Source organism: Vibrio hippocampi (assembly GCF_921292975.1).
Taxonomy (GTDB): Bacteria; Pseudomonadota; Gammaproteobacteria; order Enterobacterales; family Vibrionaceae; genus Vibrio; species Vibrio hippocampi.
In genome coordinates this window covers 113183-130781 of the sequence record NZ_CAKLCM010000002.1, presented here as the reverse complement: position 1 = coordinate 130781, position 17599 = coordinate 113183, and the positions used below count along the sequence as shown (strand labels likewise).

At 46.0% G+C, this 17599-nt stretch carries 12 protein-coding genes; 6 read left to right on the top strand and 6 right to left on the bottom strand.

Going from position 1 to position 17599, the window contains the following annotated elements:
• Positions 1–69 precede the first annotated feature (69 nt).
• Entirely contained in the window at positions 70–2694 is a 2625-nt protein-coding gene (gene glnD, locus L9Q39_RS03065) for a bifunctional uridylyltransferase/uridylyl-removing protein GlnD (protein ID WP_237483655.1), read from the top strand.
• Between the two features lie 199 nt (positions 2695–2893).
• Entirely contained in the window at positions 2894–3277 is a 384-nt protein-coding gene (locus tag L9Q39_RS03060) for a DUF3461 family protein (protein ID WP_237483654.1), read from the top strand.
• 64 nt (positions 3278–3341) lie between these two features.
• Here the strand turns inward: L9Q39_RS03060 and L9Q39_RS03055 are convergent, their stop codons facing one another.
• Positions 3342–4928, bottom strand: coding sequence for an AbgT family transporter (locus L9Q39_RS03055; protein ID WP_237483653.1), 1587 nt, complete (start codon positions 4926–4928; stop codon positions 3342–3344).
• Between the two features lie 384 nt (positions 4929–5312).
• On the opposite strand from L9Q39_RS03055, the gene tsaA reads away from it, so the two are divergent.
• Both tsaA and L9Q39_RS03045 read left to right on the top strand, forming a co-directional pair.
• Positions 5313–6017 (top strand): tRNA (N6-threonylcarbamoyladenosine(37)-N6)-methyltransferase TrmO, encoded by a 705-nt coding sequence (tsaA, locus tag L9Q39_RS03050; RefSeq protein WP_237483652.1) that lies wholly within the window; start codon positions 5313–5315, stop codon positions 6015–6017.
• Positions 6018–6125: 108 nt separating this feature from the next.
• Positions 6126–7844, top strand: coding sequence for a proline--tRNA ligase (locus L9Q39_RS03045; RefSeq protein WP_237483651.1), 1719 nt, complete (start codon positions 6126–6128; stop codon positions 7842–7844).
• Between the two features lie 76 nt (positions 7845–7920).
• Here the strand turns inward: L9Q39_RS03045 and L9Q39_RS03040 are convergent, their stop codons facing one another.
• The 5 genes from L9Q39_RS03040 to purL all read right to left on the bottom strand — a co-directional run bounded on the left by L9Q39_RS03040 (position 7921) and on the right by purL (position 15430).
• Positions 7921–8265 (bottom strand): DUF4870 family protein, encoded by a 345-nt coding sequence (locus L9Q39_RS03040; protein ID WP_237483650.1) that lies wholly within the window; start codon positions 8263–8265, stop codon positions 7921–7923.
• Between the two features lie 198 nt (positions 8266–8463).
• Entirely contained in the window at positions 8464–10152 is a 1689-nt protein-coding gene (locus L9Q39_RS03035) for a glycoside hydrolase family 9 protein (RefSeq protein WP_237483649.1), read from the bottom strand.
• Between the two features lie 134 nt (positions 10153–10286).
• Positions 10287–10781, bottom strand: a complete 495-nt coding sequence (locus L9Q39_RS03030) for an HAD family hydrolase (RefSeq protein ID WP_237483648.1) — start codon at positions 10779–10781, stop codon at positions 10287–10289.
• Between the two features lie 38 nt (positions 10782–10819).
• Positions 10820–11110, bottom strand: a complete 291-nt coding sequence (locus L9Q39_RS03025; RefSeq protein ID WP_237483647.1) for a putative quinol monooxygenase — start codon at positions 11108–11110, stop codon at positions 10820–10822.
• A 420-nt stretch (positions 11111–11530) separates the two neighbouring features.
• Entirely contained in the window at positions 11531–15430 is a 3900-nt protein-coding gene (gene purL, locus L9Q39_RS03020; RefSeq protein WP_237483646.1) for a phosphoribosylformylglycinamidine synthase, read from the bottom strand.
• A 297-nt stretch (positions 15431–15727) separates the two neighbouring features.
• Here purL and mltF point away from each other — a divergent pair, with 297 nt between their 5' ends.
• Together mltF and L9Q39_RS03010 are read left to right on the top strand one after the other, a co-directional pair.
• Entirely contained in the window at positions 15728–17257 is a 1530-nt protein-coding gene (gene mltF / locus L9Q39_RS03015; protein WP_237483645.1) for a membrane-bound lytic murein transglycosylase MltF, read from the top strand.
• Between the two features lie 189 nt (positions 17258–17446).
• The gene (locus L9Q39_RS03010) at positions 17447–17593 is read left to right on the top strand and encodes a hypothetical protein (protein WP_237483644.1); all 147 of its coding nucleotides are present in this window, start codon (positions 17447–17449) and stop codon (positions 17591–17593) included.
• Positions 17594–17599: the final 6 nt, after the last annotated feature.

The following is a 17599-nucleotide window of genomic DNA, read 5'->3' as shown; positions in this document are numbered from 1 at the left end:
TAAGCTTAGTCGCACTAAACTTAGTCACACAAAAAATCGCTATTAATTTTCGCTGCATGGATTGCAACTATGACATTTCAAAGCCCAAGCCTCTTCGCTGACGACCAACTCACCATTGCTGAGCTTAAATCTCAGCTCGACAACTTTTCCGAACACCAGAAGAGTGATTTTCTTAATCATCACCCTATTGATGAGTTAGTCATGGGGCGCTCAGATTATATTGACCAATTACTGCAACGTTTATGGACTTCAACAGGGCTTAGCGAGCATATCGGACTGTCTCTTGTTGCGGTTGGCGGCTATGGACGGGGCGAACTGCATCCTCTGTCTGATATTGATATTCTTGTGGTATCGAGAAAAAAATCACCGCAAAACCTCGAAACCACCATCAGCGAGTTTATTACCTTACTTTGGGACCTAAGATTAGAAGTCGGTCACGCTGTTCGTACCATCGACGAGTGTATTGAGATTGGTAAAGCGGATCTCACGGTTGCCACCAATTTACAAGAAGCAAGACTGCTCGCAGGCAGTGAAGATACGTTTACCAGCTTGAAGCAACAAATCGATGCCAAGGAATTCTGGTCCTCTGAAGATTTTTATCGCGCTAAGCTTGAAGAGCAACGCGCTCGTCACGCGAAATACCACGATACCACCTACAACCTAGAACCTGATATCAAATCGACTCCTGGTGGTCTGCGCGATATCCATACTCTGAGTTGGGTGGCAAGAAGGCATTTTGGTGCGACTTCCCTGCTCGAAATGAGCCGCTATGGCTTCCTTACCGATGCGGAATATCGTGAACTGGTTGAGTGTCAAAATTACCTTTGGCGTGTTCGCTTTGCCCTTCATCTGCAACTAAGACGCTACGACAACCGACTCACCTTTGCGCATCAAGCCAATGTTGCTGAGAGTCTTGGTTTTGTCGGTGACGGCAATGTGCCAGTCGAAATGATGATGAAAGAGTTCTATCGTACCCTGCGCCGAGTCGCAGAGTTAAACAAGATGTTACTCAAACTCTTCAACCAAGCCATTATCAATAAAGGTAAACTCGAACCCGCACAAATTTTAAGTGACGATTTCCAACGACGAGGCAGCTTGATTGAGGCGCGAAAACCAGCCTTATTCCAAGCCAGACCTGAAACTATCTTAGATATGTTTATCCATATCGCGAACGACTCGAGTATTGAAGGCGTCAGCCCGGCAACACTCCGTCAACTCAGAACCGCCCGACGACGACTCAACAAGTTTTTGCATACCATCCCCGAAGCTCGAGAAAAGTTTATGCAGTTGGTTCGCCATCCCAATGCGCTGCATCGCACCTACCGCTTGATGCATAAGCTCGGAGTATTTTCTTCGTATCTGCCGCAATGGAGCCAAATCGTGGGTCAGATGCAGTTTGACCTGTTCCACGTCTATACCGTTGATGAACACAGCGTGCGTTTGTTGAATCATATCTATAGCTTTAGTTTGGAAGAGAACCACTCAAAGCATCCGATCTGCTGCGAGGTCTTCCCTAAGATGCAGAAGAAGGAACTGCTGATCCTAGCGGCGATATTCCATGATATCGGTAAAGGACGAGGGGGTGATCACTCTGAAATTGGTGCGGTAGAAGCCTATGATTTTTGTATTGAGCATGGGCTATCGAAGCCAGAGGCCAACCTCGTCTCTTGGCTGGTTCAAAACCACCTACTGATGTCTGTGACTGCTCAGCGCCGTGATATCTATGATCCCGACGTCATCGCCGAGTTCGCCAAAAAAGTGCGTGATGAAGAATATTTAGAGTTCTTAGTTTGCTTAACCGTTGCGGATATTTGCGCCACCAACCCTGAACTTTGGAACAGTTGGAAACGTACTCTACTGGCTGAACTGTTTTACTCGACGCAACGAGTCCTTAGACGTGGACTTGAAAACCCTGTCGATGTACGTGACCGTATTCGCCATAATCAACAGCTTTCATCCGCATTGCTGCGTAAACAAGGGTTTTCTGCCCGTGAAATTGAGGTGCTATGGCAGCGCTTCAAAGCCGACTATTTTTTACGTCACACTCATAAACAAATCGCTTGGCATTGCGAGCATATCTTAAATACCGACGCTCCCAACAAACCGCTAGTCTTGATGAGTAAAAATGCCACCCGTGGCGGGACAGAGGTGTTTGTTTACTCGCCGGACCAACCCGCGCTTTTTGCTAACGTGGTCTCTGAGCTAGACCGTCGTAACTTTAACGTCCATGACGCCCAGATTATGACGAGTAAAGATGGGTTTGTTCTCGATACCTTCATGGTGTTAGACCACAACGGTCAGGCGATTGCCGTCGATCGACACGAAGAGATTATTGAACAGTTAGTCCAGTTACTCGAACAAAATAAAGCCAGAAAAATCAGAGCCAGACGAGCGCCAAGAGTGCTTAAACATTTCAATGTTAAGACCAAAGTTGATTTCCTCCCCACAAAAGGCAAGAAACGTACGTTGATGGAACTGGTGGCTCTCGATGCACCGGGCTTGCTTGCTAAGGTCGGCACCACCTTTGCCGAGTTAGATATTCACTTACATGGTGCCAAAATCACTACGATTGGCGAACGAGCAGAAGATTTATTTATCCTAACAAGCCCAACCGGTGGTCGGTTAACTGAGCAAGAAGAGCTGGAATTAAAGCAAAAGCTACAAGATACCATCTCAGAACAAATTACTAGCTAATCGACCGATTGACGTATCAATCACTAGCTTAAAACTTACAACGCAAAATATTGCAAAGTGGGAAAGATTGAATCCGCGATCTTTCCCACAAAACTCCCTCTTTCGGGCACAAATCAACTATCTCCCCTCCACATAGCCTGCTACATTTGTTATCTAAGCACATGATAATTATAAGCACATAATAATTAGAGGTAAGCCTATGTATCCAAACCTCACGGGTCTAGGAATCACAGATCCTAAACAAATTGAGCGTTACTCATTAAGACAAGAAGCGCACAAGGATGTGCTAAAAATCTACTTCCACAAACAAAAAGGCGAATTGTTCGCTAAAAGCGTTAAATTTAAGTATCCGCGCCAGATGAAAAACGTGCGCGACAATAGCAGCAGCCAAACCTATAAACAGGTCACCGAAATTAACCGCAACCTGACTCTGGTTATTGATGAGCTTAACCTAATCACTAAACCCATTACATCGACAGAAACCGATATCAAGCAGAAAATTCTCTCGGATCTAAAACATCTCGAAAAAGTGGTGACGTGTAAAATTGCAGAAATAGAAGCGGATTTAGAAAAGCTAAAATAAGTCGCGAACCATCAAAAAACGCTCCCATTTTGGGAGCGTTTCTTATTTGTTATGCCATGCAAAATTATGGCGTATAGAACGTCGCTGCGCCCGGACCAACAGGCAAACCAAGTAGGAATACCCAGAGGTAGAACAGCACACTCCAACCCACTAGGAAGCAGAGTGAATACGGCAACATCGTCGCGATAAGCGTACCAATACCTAGGTTCTTCATATAACGAGTGGCAACCGCCAAGATCAAGCCGAAGTAGCTCATCATTGGCGTGATGATATTTGTCGTTGAGTCACCGATACGGTAAGCCGCCTGAATCGTTTCTGGCGCATAACCCACCAACATCAGCATAGGTACAAAGATTGGTGCGGTCACTGCCCACTGCGCTGATGCAGAACCAATCATTAAGTTGATAAAACCACACATCAAGATGAATGCAAAGAACAGTGCAGGACCCGTCAGACCGATAGTCTGCAGGAAGTCCGCGCCTGCAACCGCAAACACCTGACCAAAGTTAGTCCACTTAAAGAAAGCCACAAACTGAGCCGCGAAGAATACCAATACAATGTACATCCCCATTGATGACATCGACTTAGACATGGCGTCGATAACATCACGGTCGTTGTTCATTGTGCCTGTTACTTTACCGTACACAAAACCGGGAATGGCAAAGAATACAAAGATAAATGCAACAATACTCTTAAGGAATGGAGAACCTGCAATCTGACCATCAGCGGTACGAAGCACACCACTTTCTGGCACAACCGTAGAGGCAATCACGGCACTCACAATCAGTACTGCAATACCTGCCGCTTTTAGACCTTTTTTCTCAATATCTGTGAGTGAACCCATTTTATCTTGAGAGAGGTCTTCTGACGCTTCTTCATCGTTATACTTGCCTAGTTTTGGCTCAACGATCTTCTCAGTGACAAATGCACCCATAAAAGAGATAAAGAACGTCGATGCAAACATGAAGTACCAGTTTACTTCTGGACCGACTGAGTAGTTTGGATCGATCATCTGCGCCGCAGTTTCAGTAATACCTGACAACAATGGATCGACAGTACCAATCAATAAGTTAGCCGAGTAACCACCCGACACACCAGCAAATGCAGCCGCTAAACCCGCCAGCGGATGACGCCCTAGAGAGTGGAACAGCATCGCTGCCAGTGGAATAAGAACCACATACCCAAGCTCAGACGCGGTGTTAGAAATGATACCTGCGAAAACGACGGTAACGGTGACCATGCGCTTTGATGCGCCCATCACTAGACCACGCATTGCAGCAGAGAGCATACCGGAGTGTTCAGCAATCGCGACACCTAGCATCGCAACCAGCACGGTTCCTAGCGGTGCAAAACCGGTGAAGTTTTTAACCAGATTGGTCACGATCAGCTGTAAGCCTTCTGCATTCAGCAAGCTGACCACTTTTATCATTCCATCCGCGGCACGACCCGCAGCACCTTCTGGTCGAGGATCGGCGACGGCAACATCGAAGTAACCAGCAATACCAGACATCACAAGGATAGCGAGACAGAAGATAGCAAAAAGTGTAATTGGGTGCGGTAGTAAGTTACCTAGATACTCGACAGAATCGAGGAAGCGTGTAAATAACGGCTTCTTTGGTTTGTTGTGTTTCATAGTGGCAGACGAACTCATCTGACCCTCCCTTTAATGTTATTGTCCTAGCTTTTTCTAGCTCAATTTTTCCGTCAAAGCGGCGGATTCTATAGACTAGAAACGCAACATTCAAGTGATAAGCCGAATTTTTAACCGTTAGATGACAGTTATTTCAGAATAATTCGCTACCATTCGTAGCATTTAGCAACATATACAGCCAGTTTAAATGTAGCTAATCCTCTGATTTTAAAGTAATCCATATGCCGCACCGAAAACAATAGAGCACCGAAAATAATAAAGAGATACACCTCCGATAATTAGTTTTGTATCAGGCTTTGTGTCACTTGGTCTTTCCTCTGTTGCTGTTGATTGAATTATTTCCGCTGTTCTGAAATGATAAACACAAATAAACCACCACTTTTGATGTCTGTGAAATTCGATATTTCCCCTATTGGGCACATCCAGTCGCCTTACAAAGAAAAGTTTGCCGTTCCCCGTCAGCCTAGATTGGTTTCTTCAGCCACAGCCAGCATAAAGCTCTGCGGCGATAGTAACTGTATCGAAGCGGTAAGAGGGATTGAACAATTCTCTCACCTCTGGCTACTGTTTATGTTTGATCAAAACCTCAGCGCGGGTTGGAAGCCTACCGTTAGACCGCCACGTCTAGGAGGAAATGAACGTATTGGTGTCTTAGCCACTCGCTCCTCTTTTCGTCCCAATGGCATTGGTATGTCCGCAGTAGAGTTTCGAGGCATTAAACAGAAAGGCAGTCAAATCTATTTGCAGCTCGGCAGTGTTGACCTTGTCGATGGCACTCCCATAGTCGATATCAAGCCTTATATTCCCTACTCCGATTCTATTTCTCAAGCCGCCGGAGGTTATGCCGAGGCCGAACCTGAACTCGTCGACGTTTGCTTCTCGGAACAAGCCGTAAATAAGCTGAATCAAGCGAGCAACGGCGAATATAAGCAACAAGTAATTCAAGAAATCTTGGCGCAAGATCCACGCCCCGCCTACAAGAAAGGCAAGCCGGATACAAAAGAATATGGTGTTTGTTTATTCGATTGGAACGTCAAATTCCAAATGATCGACAATACTATACTGGTCACAGACATCGTCCTTTTATAAGGGCGCCTCCGAGCAATCGCCTGTTGTAGATAGCTCTTTGTAGATAATCAATTGGCTGATATCATAGGCGGCTTAACTTATTTTCAACATGATGAATGGATAGCATAAATGCGTACCAGTAATTACCTTCTCTCTACTCTGAAGGAAACACCAAACGACGCGGAAGTAGTGAGCCACCAGCTCATGCTACGTGCGGGTATGATCCGTAAATTGGCATCAGGTCTTTACACATGGTTGCCAACCGGTCTTCGCGTACTGCGTAAAGTCGAAAACATTGTTCGCCAAGAAATTGACAACGCTGGCGCAGTAGAAACTCTAATGCCCGTTGTTCAACCCTTTGAGCTTTGGGAAGAGACTGGTCGTTCAGAAAAGATGGGCGCAGAACTGCTTCGTTTTACTGACCGTCATGAGCGTCCTTTTGTATTGAGCCCGACGGCGGAAGAGGTAGTGACTAGCCTTGTTCGTAACGAAGTGAGTTCTTACAAGCAACTACCACTCAACCTATATCAGATCCAAACGAAATTCCGTGACGAACGCCGCCCACGCTTTGGTGTTATGCGCGCACGTGAATTTTCAATGATGGATGCATACAGCTTTGATATCGATAAAGACGGTCTACAAAAGTCTTATGATGTGATGCACGACGCTTACTGCAAAGCTTTCGATCGTATGGGTCTCGACTACCGTCCAGTTCTTGCTGACACGGGCGCTATCGGTGGTAGTGGTTCACATGAATTCCACGTATTAGCAGAAAGTGGTGAAGACCTCATCGCATTCTCTAGCGAATCTGACTATGCCGCCAACATCGAGAAAGCGGAAGCACTTGCGCCAGCTTATGAGCGTGCAGCGCCAAGCGAAGCGATGACGCTAGTTGATACCCCGAATGCGAAAACAATCGCTGAATTGGTAGAGCAGTTCGAACTACCGATTGAAAAGACGGTTAAAACCCTATTTGTTAAAGCATCCGATGAAGTTGACGCCGAGCTAATTGGTCTCATCATCCGTGGCGACCATGAACTGAACGAAATCAAAGCAGAGAACCTACCTCAAGTCGCATCTCCACTTGAAATGGCGACAGAAGAAGAAATTCGTGCAGCCATTGGCGCTGGTCCGGGTTCACTGGGTCCAGTCAATCTAGCACTGCCATTTATTGTTGATCGTACTGTGGCTGCAATGAGCGATTTTGGCGCGGGTGCTAACATCGATGATAAACATTACTTCGGCATCAACTGGGGTCGCGATGTAGAACTTGGTCAAATTGAAGATCTACGCAACGTGGTAGAAGGTGATCCTAGCCCATGTGGTCAAGGCACAATCTTGCTTAAGCGTGGTATTGAAGTCGGTCATATCTTCCAACTCGGTACCAACTACTCTGAGAAGATGAACTGTGGTGTGCTAGGTCCAGATGGCAAAAACGTCATCTTGGAGATGGGTTGCTATGGTATCGGTGTTTCTCGTGTCGTGGCGTCTGCTATCGAGCAAAATAACGATAAATACGGCATTATCTGGCCGGACGCACTTGCCCCATTCCAGATTGCTATCGTGCCAATGAACATGCACAAATCTGAACGCGTTAAAGAAGCGGCAGAAAAGCTATACGCTGAACTGACAGCTGCTGGCTTTGAAGTACTGTTTGATGACCGTAAAGAGCGTCCTGGTGTGATGTTCTCTGATATGGAACTGGTTGGTATTCCTCATACTGTCGTCATTGGTGACCGTAGTATGGATGAAGGCAATTTCGAGTATAAAAATCGTCGCAACGGTGAAAAAACCCCCGTCGCTATCGATGACATTATTGCTCATCTGCAAGCACAAATTAGCGCTTAATCGCAACGATTAAAAAAACGCCCAAGAGTTAAGGCTCTTGGGCGTTTTTGTTTATTCATTTTTTGCCGCGGGTAAATTAGGCGTATGCCTTGCGATCAATAGTACGAATAATGCCTTTGATGAAGCGGTATAAACAGTAAATAGCCGCTGCTATCGCAATCAAATAACCCACAACAAACACTAGAGTCACAACCGCTATAATCCCTAAAACGAGACCAATCCAGAATGTGCTAATAATATTGGCAAAGTGTGACTCATAGATAGTACCTACTGCGTCACCCTTTTTCACATATGCCCAAATCAAGCCAACAATCCCTGCAATACCACCCGTTAACATACTAAGTACCATAAGCCCATAACAGACTAATGCATGAGTACGAACTGAATCTGCTTCTACATGACTACCCACATCTTCACTCATTGTTTATTTCCTTATCGCTGAGACTATAAAATATGAACAACAATTTATAACAATAAATACAACAATTTGCACTGGTATACTGTAAAAATAGCGATAATATCAAAATAATTTTACGTCAATGATAAAAATAATCACGCTGACTAATTAGTTTCGACTTTTTGTCTGTTTTGTTAATGCATATTTTTTAGCGCATATTTTTTAACGCCTATTCTTTAACGCATGGTGAGCGGCAATCAAGCCTATTAACGCCGCGTTATAATCAATAGAAAATTCATTGACTGCATAAGCACGAGGATCATCAATATAGCTCAACATGCCCATGTCTTTTGGAGCAATATTCGCCTGAGCGATACTATTTGGTCCTCCCACCAAATAACCTGGCAGACTCACTCCTGTACTAATTTGGTAAAGATGATGTTGATTACGCACACTGTAAGTACCAAAGTGAGTGACAAAACTCAGATTAAATGCATTGGCACCCAGTAGATAGTCTAACTGAGACTGCACCGAAGCTCGAAAGTTGTCATCCGGAGACAACTTCGCTCCGAGGGCAATCACAATTCCCGCTTCTGCCGTCATTTTATTGGAACCCCAGACAAACCTTTGATTGGCGACATAAAATGGCGACGCCTCTGCTTGCAGTACATAGCGAATAGCCAAGTTGTGCAGGTCTTTTTCCATGGTTTGAGTCAATGGGGTATCAAGGGATTCAACTAAGTGCCAAAGACCTAACAGGATGGGATTTTTCCACTCAAAGATATCCAACATACCATCATCCTGCTCCATCATCTTTGGATAGTGCGTTTCGATATATTGATAGAACTTAGGAGACTGTGTGGCGAGATAGAGCTCAGAAGCGGCCCAAATTCTATCATCAACATCCGTCGCTAAAGCCGCCTCTTGATCATATTCATTGCGAATATAAGGTCCCGAACCGGAGTCATCTTCATTTCTCCAATCGATAAATTGCTGCGACTGAGTGGCAAGAAATCCCCACGCCTTCTGTGCTGATGCTAAAAATCGCCCTGCCAGTTGATCGTCATAACGCTTATATACTCTAGCAGCGAATGCCAACGTTGCCGCATATTTTGCCGTTTCTGGCGTGCTGACACCATAGACATAACGCGGCTGACGATCCAACCATGGCGGGATTTGTTCTGGCCACTTAGCGCCTGAAATCTTTCGATAAACCGCCCCATCTTCACGTTGCATTTTCTCTAGCCACAACAAACCAAATAACGCTTCATCTAAAATGACCGGCATATTATTGATCTGCTGAGCGTCGAACAGTTCCGGCGCTTGTTGGTACGCTTCTAGCAGTCGAGCGACCGAAATCGTCGTGGTCGCAACATACTTTCCAAAATCTCCAGCATCATACCAACCACCACGACCATCATATTTCTCCCCTTCGGTGTGAAATGCATCACTACGAACGATCACGCCATCCTCAAGATGACTAGCAGGTCTCGCCATTCCGGTGACTGGAGAGTGCACCGCTTCGCCTGAACGCTGCAAGTAGAAAGCGTGCACCAAACTATTGTTTAGCGCTTCATATACCGTTTCGCTGATCTCAAATGGTGTCGATTGTCCCTTGGTGGATCGAAAGTAATACCATCCGGGAACCGTTAGGCTAGAGAAGTCGGCCTCGTAAACTTGTCGACCATCAGGTAACGAATTATTTTCGATTAATGGATAGCTGGCGACCGCGCTGTTATCACGCATAGAGACTAATTCTATCTGCTTTTCTTGATCACCAATCAGGTAAGCTTTTTTGTCCGCGGAAGGATAATAACCCAGTTGGTTGGTGACTAAAGCATGACTAACTAAAGAACTAGCGGCAAGATTAACGCTAACCATCATCAACAATAAGACTAAACATGGCTTCATAAAAGTCCATTCCACACAAGCGAGGTATGTAAACAAGTCTAGTCGTACTGTCCCTATTCTCTAGTTATTTTATTGATTTAGCTGTTTTCATTGAAAGTGATGCAAAGACAAACCGACTAAGATTTAAGCAAGACTCATAATGAGTGTTCAATTAGCTCACTCAATGTCGCTATTTGTGTTCCAGTGAAGTCATCAGTAACCGTTTGACTAGGGTTGAACCAGATAGCAGATAGACCCGCTTCAAGAGCAGGATAGACATCTTTTGATAGGGTGTCGCCGATCATCACCACTTGGCTTGCTTCAACACCAAGTCGCTCAACAATGGAGAGGAAAAACTCGGCGCTTCCTTTGGCAATACCAAGGTTGGCAAAGCAAAAATAACCGGAGATAAACCGATCTAACCCCACCGCTTGGAAAGCTTGGGCTATTTCCGATTCATTTGAGTCAGCGGCATTAGTGGCAATATAGATAGGATGTTGCTTGGAGAGATGGGATAACAGACTATCAGCATCCGCGACTGCCTCAATACGAGACCAGTCACACATTTTCCCTTTCTGATTGGGAAAATCCACCATCAAAGTGTCGCCCCAATCAAAAAGATAAATAGTCTGTTGAGTTAGATTGCCCATTGCGTTACTGATACTGAGCTAAGATTGCGCGTTGCAAGTTAACGCTGTTCAGAGACGACCGACACGCTATAGTGACGGCTCGCATTCGACGCAACTTTACTCCACGGTGACGCTTGCGTTCTTGCTTGATGTGCTTCAAACGCAGCTTCGTTGGCAAACGCTTTACAGACATCAAAACGATTGGCGATGCTTTCATGCTTATTCACATAAAAAAGCAGACAACCCGGTTCATCTCTTGTGAGTTGAATATGCTCCTCAAGCGCTTGATCAATGGCTTGAACATCTTGATTAGGCACTATCAAATAGCCTGTTAACATTACTTTTGCCAACTTTCACTCCTTGTTTCGTTACTTTCTCCATACAGAGCTTGTCGCTATCAAATATCACTCTATATAAATACTAAAATAATACAAATAGGAAGGGTATTTTACCCTGTTCGTTCTGCCATCGCACTAACTTATTGCAATATTAAACGTTACTCATGGTTTACATTCTACTGGCGTGATTTTGCTCAAATCTCAAAACGCAAAATCTCGATCTATCCCACATTCCATCTATTTTCGCTTCATTTTCTATTCATATTTAAGCGATTACACTCGCAATCCTACTAAAGCTAACACCAGAATTAATCCCCTACCTCCACCAACAGCTAAATTAAAGCCAAAAAAAAGGCTTAGGTACGAATACCTAAGCCTCAAATTTTCAAATTCCTAGCGCCTATAACCTAGCGCCTAGTACCTGATTTATACTTATTTACCCACATTAACCCGTGCATTACGGAACATACGCATCCAAGCACTATCCTCACCCCAAGACTCTGGCGCCCAAGAGTTAGCAACAGTACGGAATACACGCTCAGGGTGCGGCATCATAATCGTCACACGACCATCACGAGTCGTCAGACCGGTAATCGCGTTTGGTGAGCCATTCGGGTTGTTCGGGTACTGCTGAGTTGGATTACCTAGGTTATCAACATAGCGCACCGCCACAGTACCGGATGCTTCAATCGCACTTAGGTGGTCAGCATTACGGACTTCGACACGACCTTCACCGTGAGAAACCGCGATAGGCATGCGAGAACCTTCCATACCATCGAAGAAGATCGAGTCAGACTTCTGAACTTCAACTAGGCTAAAGCGAGCTTCAAAACGCTCAGATTCGTTGCGGACAAAGCGTGGCCATAAGTCTGCACCTGGGATCAGTTCTTTTAGGTTTGATAGCATCTGACAGCCATTACACACACCTAGTGAGAACGTATCTTCACGCTGGAAGAAGCTTTGGAACTGGTCACGAGCTTGGTCATTAAACAGAATAGACTTCGCCCAACCTTCACCTGCACCCAATACGTCACCGTAAGAGAAACCACCACAAGCCACAAGACCTTGGTACTGCTCCAACACCGCTTGACCTGTGAGGATGTCGCTCATATGGATATCGGTGGCTTCAAAGCCAGCACGATCAAACGCCGCAGCCATTTCAACATGAGAGTTCACACCCTGCTCACGCAAGATAGCCATCTTCGGCTTAGCGCCTGTGGCAATGTATGGCGCAGCAATGTCTTCATTGACATCAAAGCTGAGTTTTACATTGAGACCAGGGTCAGAGTTGTCTTTCTTAGCCGCAAATTCTTGGTCTGCACACGCTGAGTTATCACGTAGGGCTTGCATCTTATGCGTTGTTTCTGCCCAGATAGTGCGAAGCTCGATACGAGAACGCTCCAGTACGACAGCATCGCCTGACGTAATCACCAAGCGGTCAGAAGCTTCAACGCTACCTAGAACATGTGAACAGGTCTCCAGACCGTTAGCCGCAAGTACGCTTTGCACCGCTGCTAGGTCATCATTGCTGACTTGAATCACCGCACCCAACTCTTCGTTAAATAGCGCAGCCAGAGTATCTTCACCTAAAGCCGCAATATCCGCTTTCAGACCACAGTGACCCGCAAACGCCATCTCGGCCAGCGTTACAAATAGACCGCCATCGCCCTTATCGTGATAAGCCACTAGCTTGTCATCACGCACTAGCGTCTGCATCGCATCAAAGAAGCCTTTTAGCTGCTCTGCGTTATCAACGTCCGCAGGCTTGTCACCAAGTTGCTTGTAAACCTGAGCCAACGCAGTCGCACCAAGGCGGTTTTTACCGTTGCCAAGGTCGACCAATAGTAGCGAAGTATCGCCTTTGTCTGTGCGTAGCTGTGGCGTTACAGTCTTACGAACGTCTTCAACACGACCAAATGCGGTAATAACCAGTGATAGTGGCGAGGTCACCTCTTTGTCTTCACCGTTGTCATTCCACTTAGTCTTCATCGACATTGAATCTTTACCGACTGGAATCGTCAGACCTAGTGCTGGACATAACTCCTCACCCACCGCTTTAACCGCTTCATAAAGACCCGCGTCTTCACCCGGGTGACCCGCTGGCGACATCCAGTTTGCAGAAAGCTTAATGCGCTTAATATCACCGATATCCGTCGCCGCGATGTTGGTCAAAGACTCACCCACTGCAAGGCGGGCAGAAGCACCAAAGTCAAGCAGAGCGACTGGCGTACGTTCACCCATCGACATCGCTTCACCATGGTAAGTATCATAACTTGCCGCAGTCACCGCACAGTTCGCCACAGGAACCTGCCAAGGACCGACCATTTGATCGCGCGCGACAAGACCTGTTACGGTGCGGTCACCAATGGTAATCAAGAATGTTTTCTCTGCGACGGTTGGCAGACGCAGTACACGTTCAGCCGCATCATTGAGTTCAATACCGTCACGATCAATCGCTGGGCTTTCGACTTTCAATGTTTGCGCATCGCGGTGCATTTTCGGCGTTTTGCCTAGCAGGATGTCCATTGGCATATCAATCGGCGTGTTCTCGAAGTGCGAGTCTTCTAGTTTCAAATCACGCTCTTCAGTGGCAATACCAACAACGGCATAAGGTGCACGCTCACGCTGACAGATAGCGTCAAATTCCGCCATCTTCTCTGGCGCTACCGCTAATACATAACGTTCTTGAGATTCGTTACACCAGATCTCGAGCGGGCTCATGCCCGGTTCGTCATTAGGCACATCACGTAACTGGAAAATACCGCCACGTTCACCGTCATCGACCAACTCTGGTAATGCGTTTGAGATACCGCCTGCGCCCACATCGTGGATAAAGGCGATAGGGTTTTGTTCACCCATCTGCCAGCAGCGGTCAATAACCTCTTGGCAACGGCGTTCCATCTCAGGGTTTTCACGCTGTACCGAAGCAAAATCTAAATCTTCAGCCGATTGACCCGACGCCATTGAAGACGCAGCACCACCACCAAGACCGATGTTCATTGCCGGACCACCCAGTACAATAAGGCTTGCGCCCACTGGGATCTCTTTCTTCTGAACATGCTCATCACGGATATTACCCATACCACCCGCAATCATGATTGGCTTGTGGTAACCACGGATCTCTTCACCCGCATGAGAGGTCACTTTTTCTTCATAAGTACGGAAGTAACCGAGTAGGTTTGGACGACCAAATTCGTTGTTGAATGCCGCACCGCCTAAAGGACCCTCTAGCATAATATCTAGCGCATTAACGATACGACCTGGCTTACCAAAGTCCGTTTCCCAAGGCTGTTCGAAGCCCGGAATACGCAAGTTAGAAGTGGTAAAACCAACAAGACCTGCTTTTGGCTTACCACCAATACCGGTTGCGCCTTCATCACGGATTTCACCGCCTGAACCTGTTGACGCACCCGGCCAAGGAGAAATCGCGGTTGGGTGGTTATGGGTTTCCACCTTCATGAGAATATGCGCTTGCTCTTGGTTGTAGCCATACTGACGTGTTTTTGGATCTGGGAAGAAACGACCCACTTGAGAGCCTTCCATAACCGCTGCGTTATCTTTATAAGCGGACAGTACATGGTCTGGTGTCGTTTCAAAGGTGTTCTTAATCATCTTAAACAGAGACTTCTCTTGCTTGACGCCATCGATAGTCCAATCTGCATTAAAGATTTTGTGGCGGCAGTGTTCTGAGTTAGCCTGCGCAAACATCATCAGTTCGATATCTGTCGGATTGCGCTCTAGCTTAGTCACAAAACTTTCGAGCAAGTAATCAATTTCATCTTCAGCCAGTGCAAGACCCAGTGTAACGTTGGCTTGCTCTAATGCTTTACGACCGCCGGTCATAAGATCAACATCGGCAACTGGTGCTGGTTCTGCGACTTGAAATAGTGCTTGTGCTGCTTCAAATTCGCTAAACACCACTTCCATCATGCGGTCATGCAAGACAGCTTTTAACTCGACCAGTTGCAGTTCCGTTAACTCCGCAGAGCTTTCGACATAATAAGCGGTACCACGCTCCAAGCGAGCCACTTTATTGAGACCACAGTTACGAGCGATGTCAGTCGATTTAGATGACCATGGAGAGATAGTGCCAGGACGAGGCGTCACAAGAAGCAGAGTGCCATTTGGCTCATGCTCTTCAATCGTTGGACCGTAAGTCAGCAACTTTTCTAGCTTTTCTAGCTCAGAGGCGTCTAGATCAGCGGTAAGATCGGCGAAGTGGGTAAATTCAGCGTAAATACCAGTGACTGGTAAGCTTAATTCACGACAAAGCTCTAGTAGCTTGTTAACACGAAACTCAGAAAGAGCTGGGGAGCCACGCAAAATTCTCATGTGCTTAGGTCTCTTATGCAATTGATTTGAGGTGATATTGGAATAAATTCAGTAACTTATAGTTAAAATTTGAACTTATGCCAATTTCTCCTACCTTGATGCGGGCGTATTATAGTGCATTTTTTTTTGTGACGTAACCGAAAACGCAAACGTTTTCGTCATTTTTTTATCATAACGGCAGTTTCCCCCAATAAAGTTCAAAATTTGCCCAGTAATCATGGTTTCATCAATCTGTGTTTGCCAATAATCCCAGCTTTGGTATAAAGACAGCACACTTTCTGTGATGTAGTGAAATTCATGTTAAAGCTATTCGTTGATTCTTGGTTAAAACTCACCTCTATTGTGGTACTTGGCGGCGTACTGGCTGGCTGCCAAATTGATTCCGAACCTAAAAGTGAATTGGAATCCATTCGCGAGCGAGGAGTGCTGCGTGTCGGCACGTTGAATAACCAGCTTTCTTATTACATCGGTCCCGACGGTCCGACTGGATTAGATTACGAATTAGCACTCAGATTCGCCCAAGAGCTTGGGGTTGATCTGGAAATGAAGCCCGCGTTTCGCCAGTCCAGTCTTTTTCCGGCGCTACAAAAAGGCGAGATTGATATGATTGCGGCAGGTTTAAGCCAACTGCCACAACGACTCGACAAATTCAGAGCCGGTCCCGCTTACTATTACGTCAGTCAGCAAATTGTCTATAAGAAAGGACAATGGCGTCCAAGAAACATGGAGCAGTTGGTCAATAACCAGCAGAAGCTAAAACAGGAAGAAAAACCTTCTGACACTCTGGCTATCGTGCAAGATTCTCACTTTGAGCAGACCTTAGAAACGTGGTCACAGACCTACCCTGAGTTAAGTTACCAAATTGACCCCGATGCGGATGTAAACGACCTGCTTAAACTGGTCTCCTTGGGCGAACTGCCTTTCACGATGGCGGACTCGGTAGAGTTGTCTCTTTCACAACGCATCTACCCCGATCTCGCCCTTGCCTTTGAAGTCACCGAGGATCAACCGATCTCCTGGTATATTCGTCAATCGGACGACGAAAGCCTTTATGCGTTGTTGATTGAGTTCTTCGGCGGTCTGAAACAGAGTGATGAACTGGTCAACTTAGAAGAAAAGTATTTGGGTCATATTGGAGTGTTTGACTATGTTGACACCCGTGCGTTTATTCGCGCTCTTGATGGTAAATTGCCTAAATGGTCATCGCTATTCCAACAATACTCCAACGAGTTTGATTGGCGATTGATCGCCGCATTGGCTTATCAAGAATCGCACTGGAATCCAACCGCAAAATCACCAACCGGGGTTCGAGGTATGATGATGCTCACCCTGCCAACAGCGAAAAGTGTCGGCGTCACCAATCGCTTAGATCCTGAGCAATCGGTGCGTGGTGGTGTTGAATATTTGCGTCGCATTGTCGCTCGTGTTCCCGACTCGATTTCTCAGCATGAGAAGATCTGGTTTGCTCTCGCGTCTTATAACGTGGGTTATGGTCACATGATGGATGCCAGACGGCTAACGAAAAAACAAGGCGGCAATCCTGACGCTTGGGCAGATGTTAAAGAGCGACTGCCCCTACTTCGTCAGAAGAAGTACTACAGCCAAACAAGATATGGTTTTGCCCGCGGTGATGAAGCCCAAAATTATGTAGAAAACATTCGTCGCTATTACCAAAGCATCATCGGTCATGTTGATAAGCAATTGGCTGCGCAAGAAGCGCTCGATAACAACACCGACGATCTCACCGTGATACCACCACTTGAGGAAGAGGCAGAAACGCTTTTGGAGCAAGATGAAGTAGAGAAGGCGATTGAAACGGTTGAATAAAGCGACAACATTGAAGATAACCATCAATAATGGATCGTTGCTGGCTATAAGAGACGAGGTAACTTGGGTATATGTTGGTGAATTTGCTGGTTTTTCACTCTAGGAATTTGCAGCCAAAAACGCTTGAATTTACACCAATAAGCCCATAGAGTATCACGCGTATAATATGTTGTTACAAGAGGCGCTATCATGCAGTCTAGAAAAAGGTTAAGAGCGAATAAACTGAATAAAACGGTCTCAGCCAACCGCCGTAAGCGTTACTTAGCAAATAACAAAAAAAGGGTTATCTGGCGTAATCGAGCATTTATGATGCAAATCTTAGATGCGCGTACCTAATCTCGC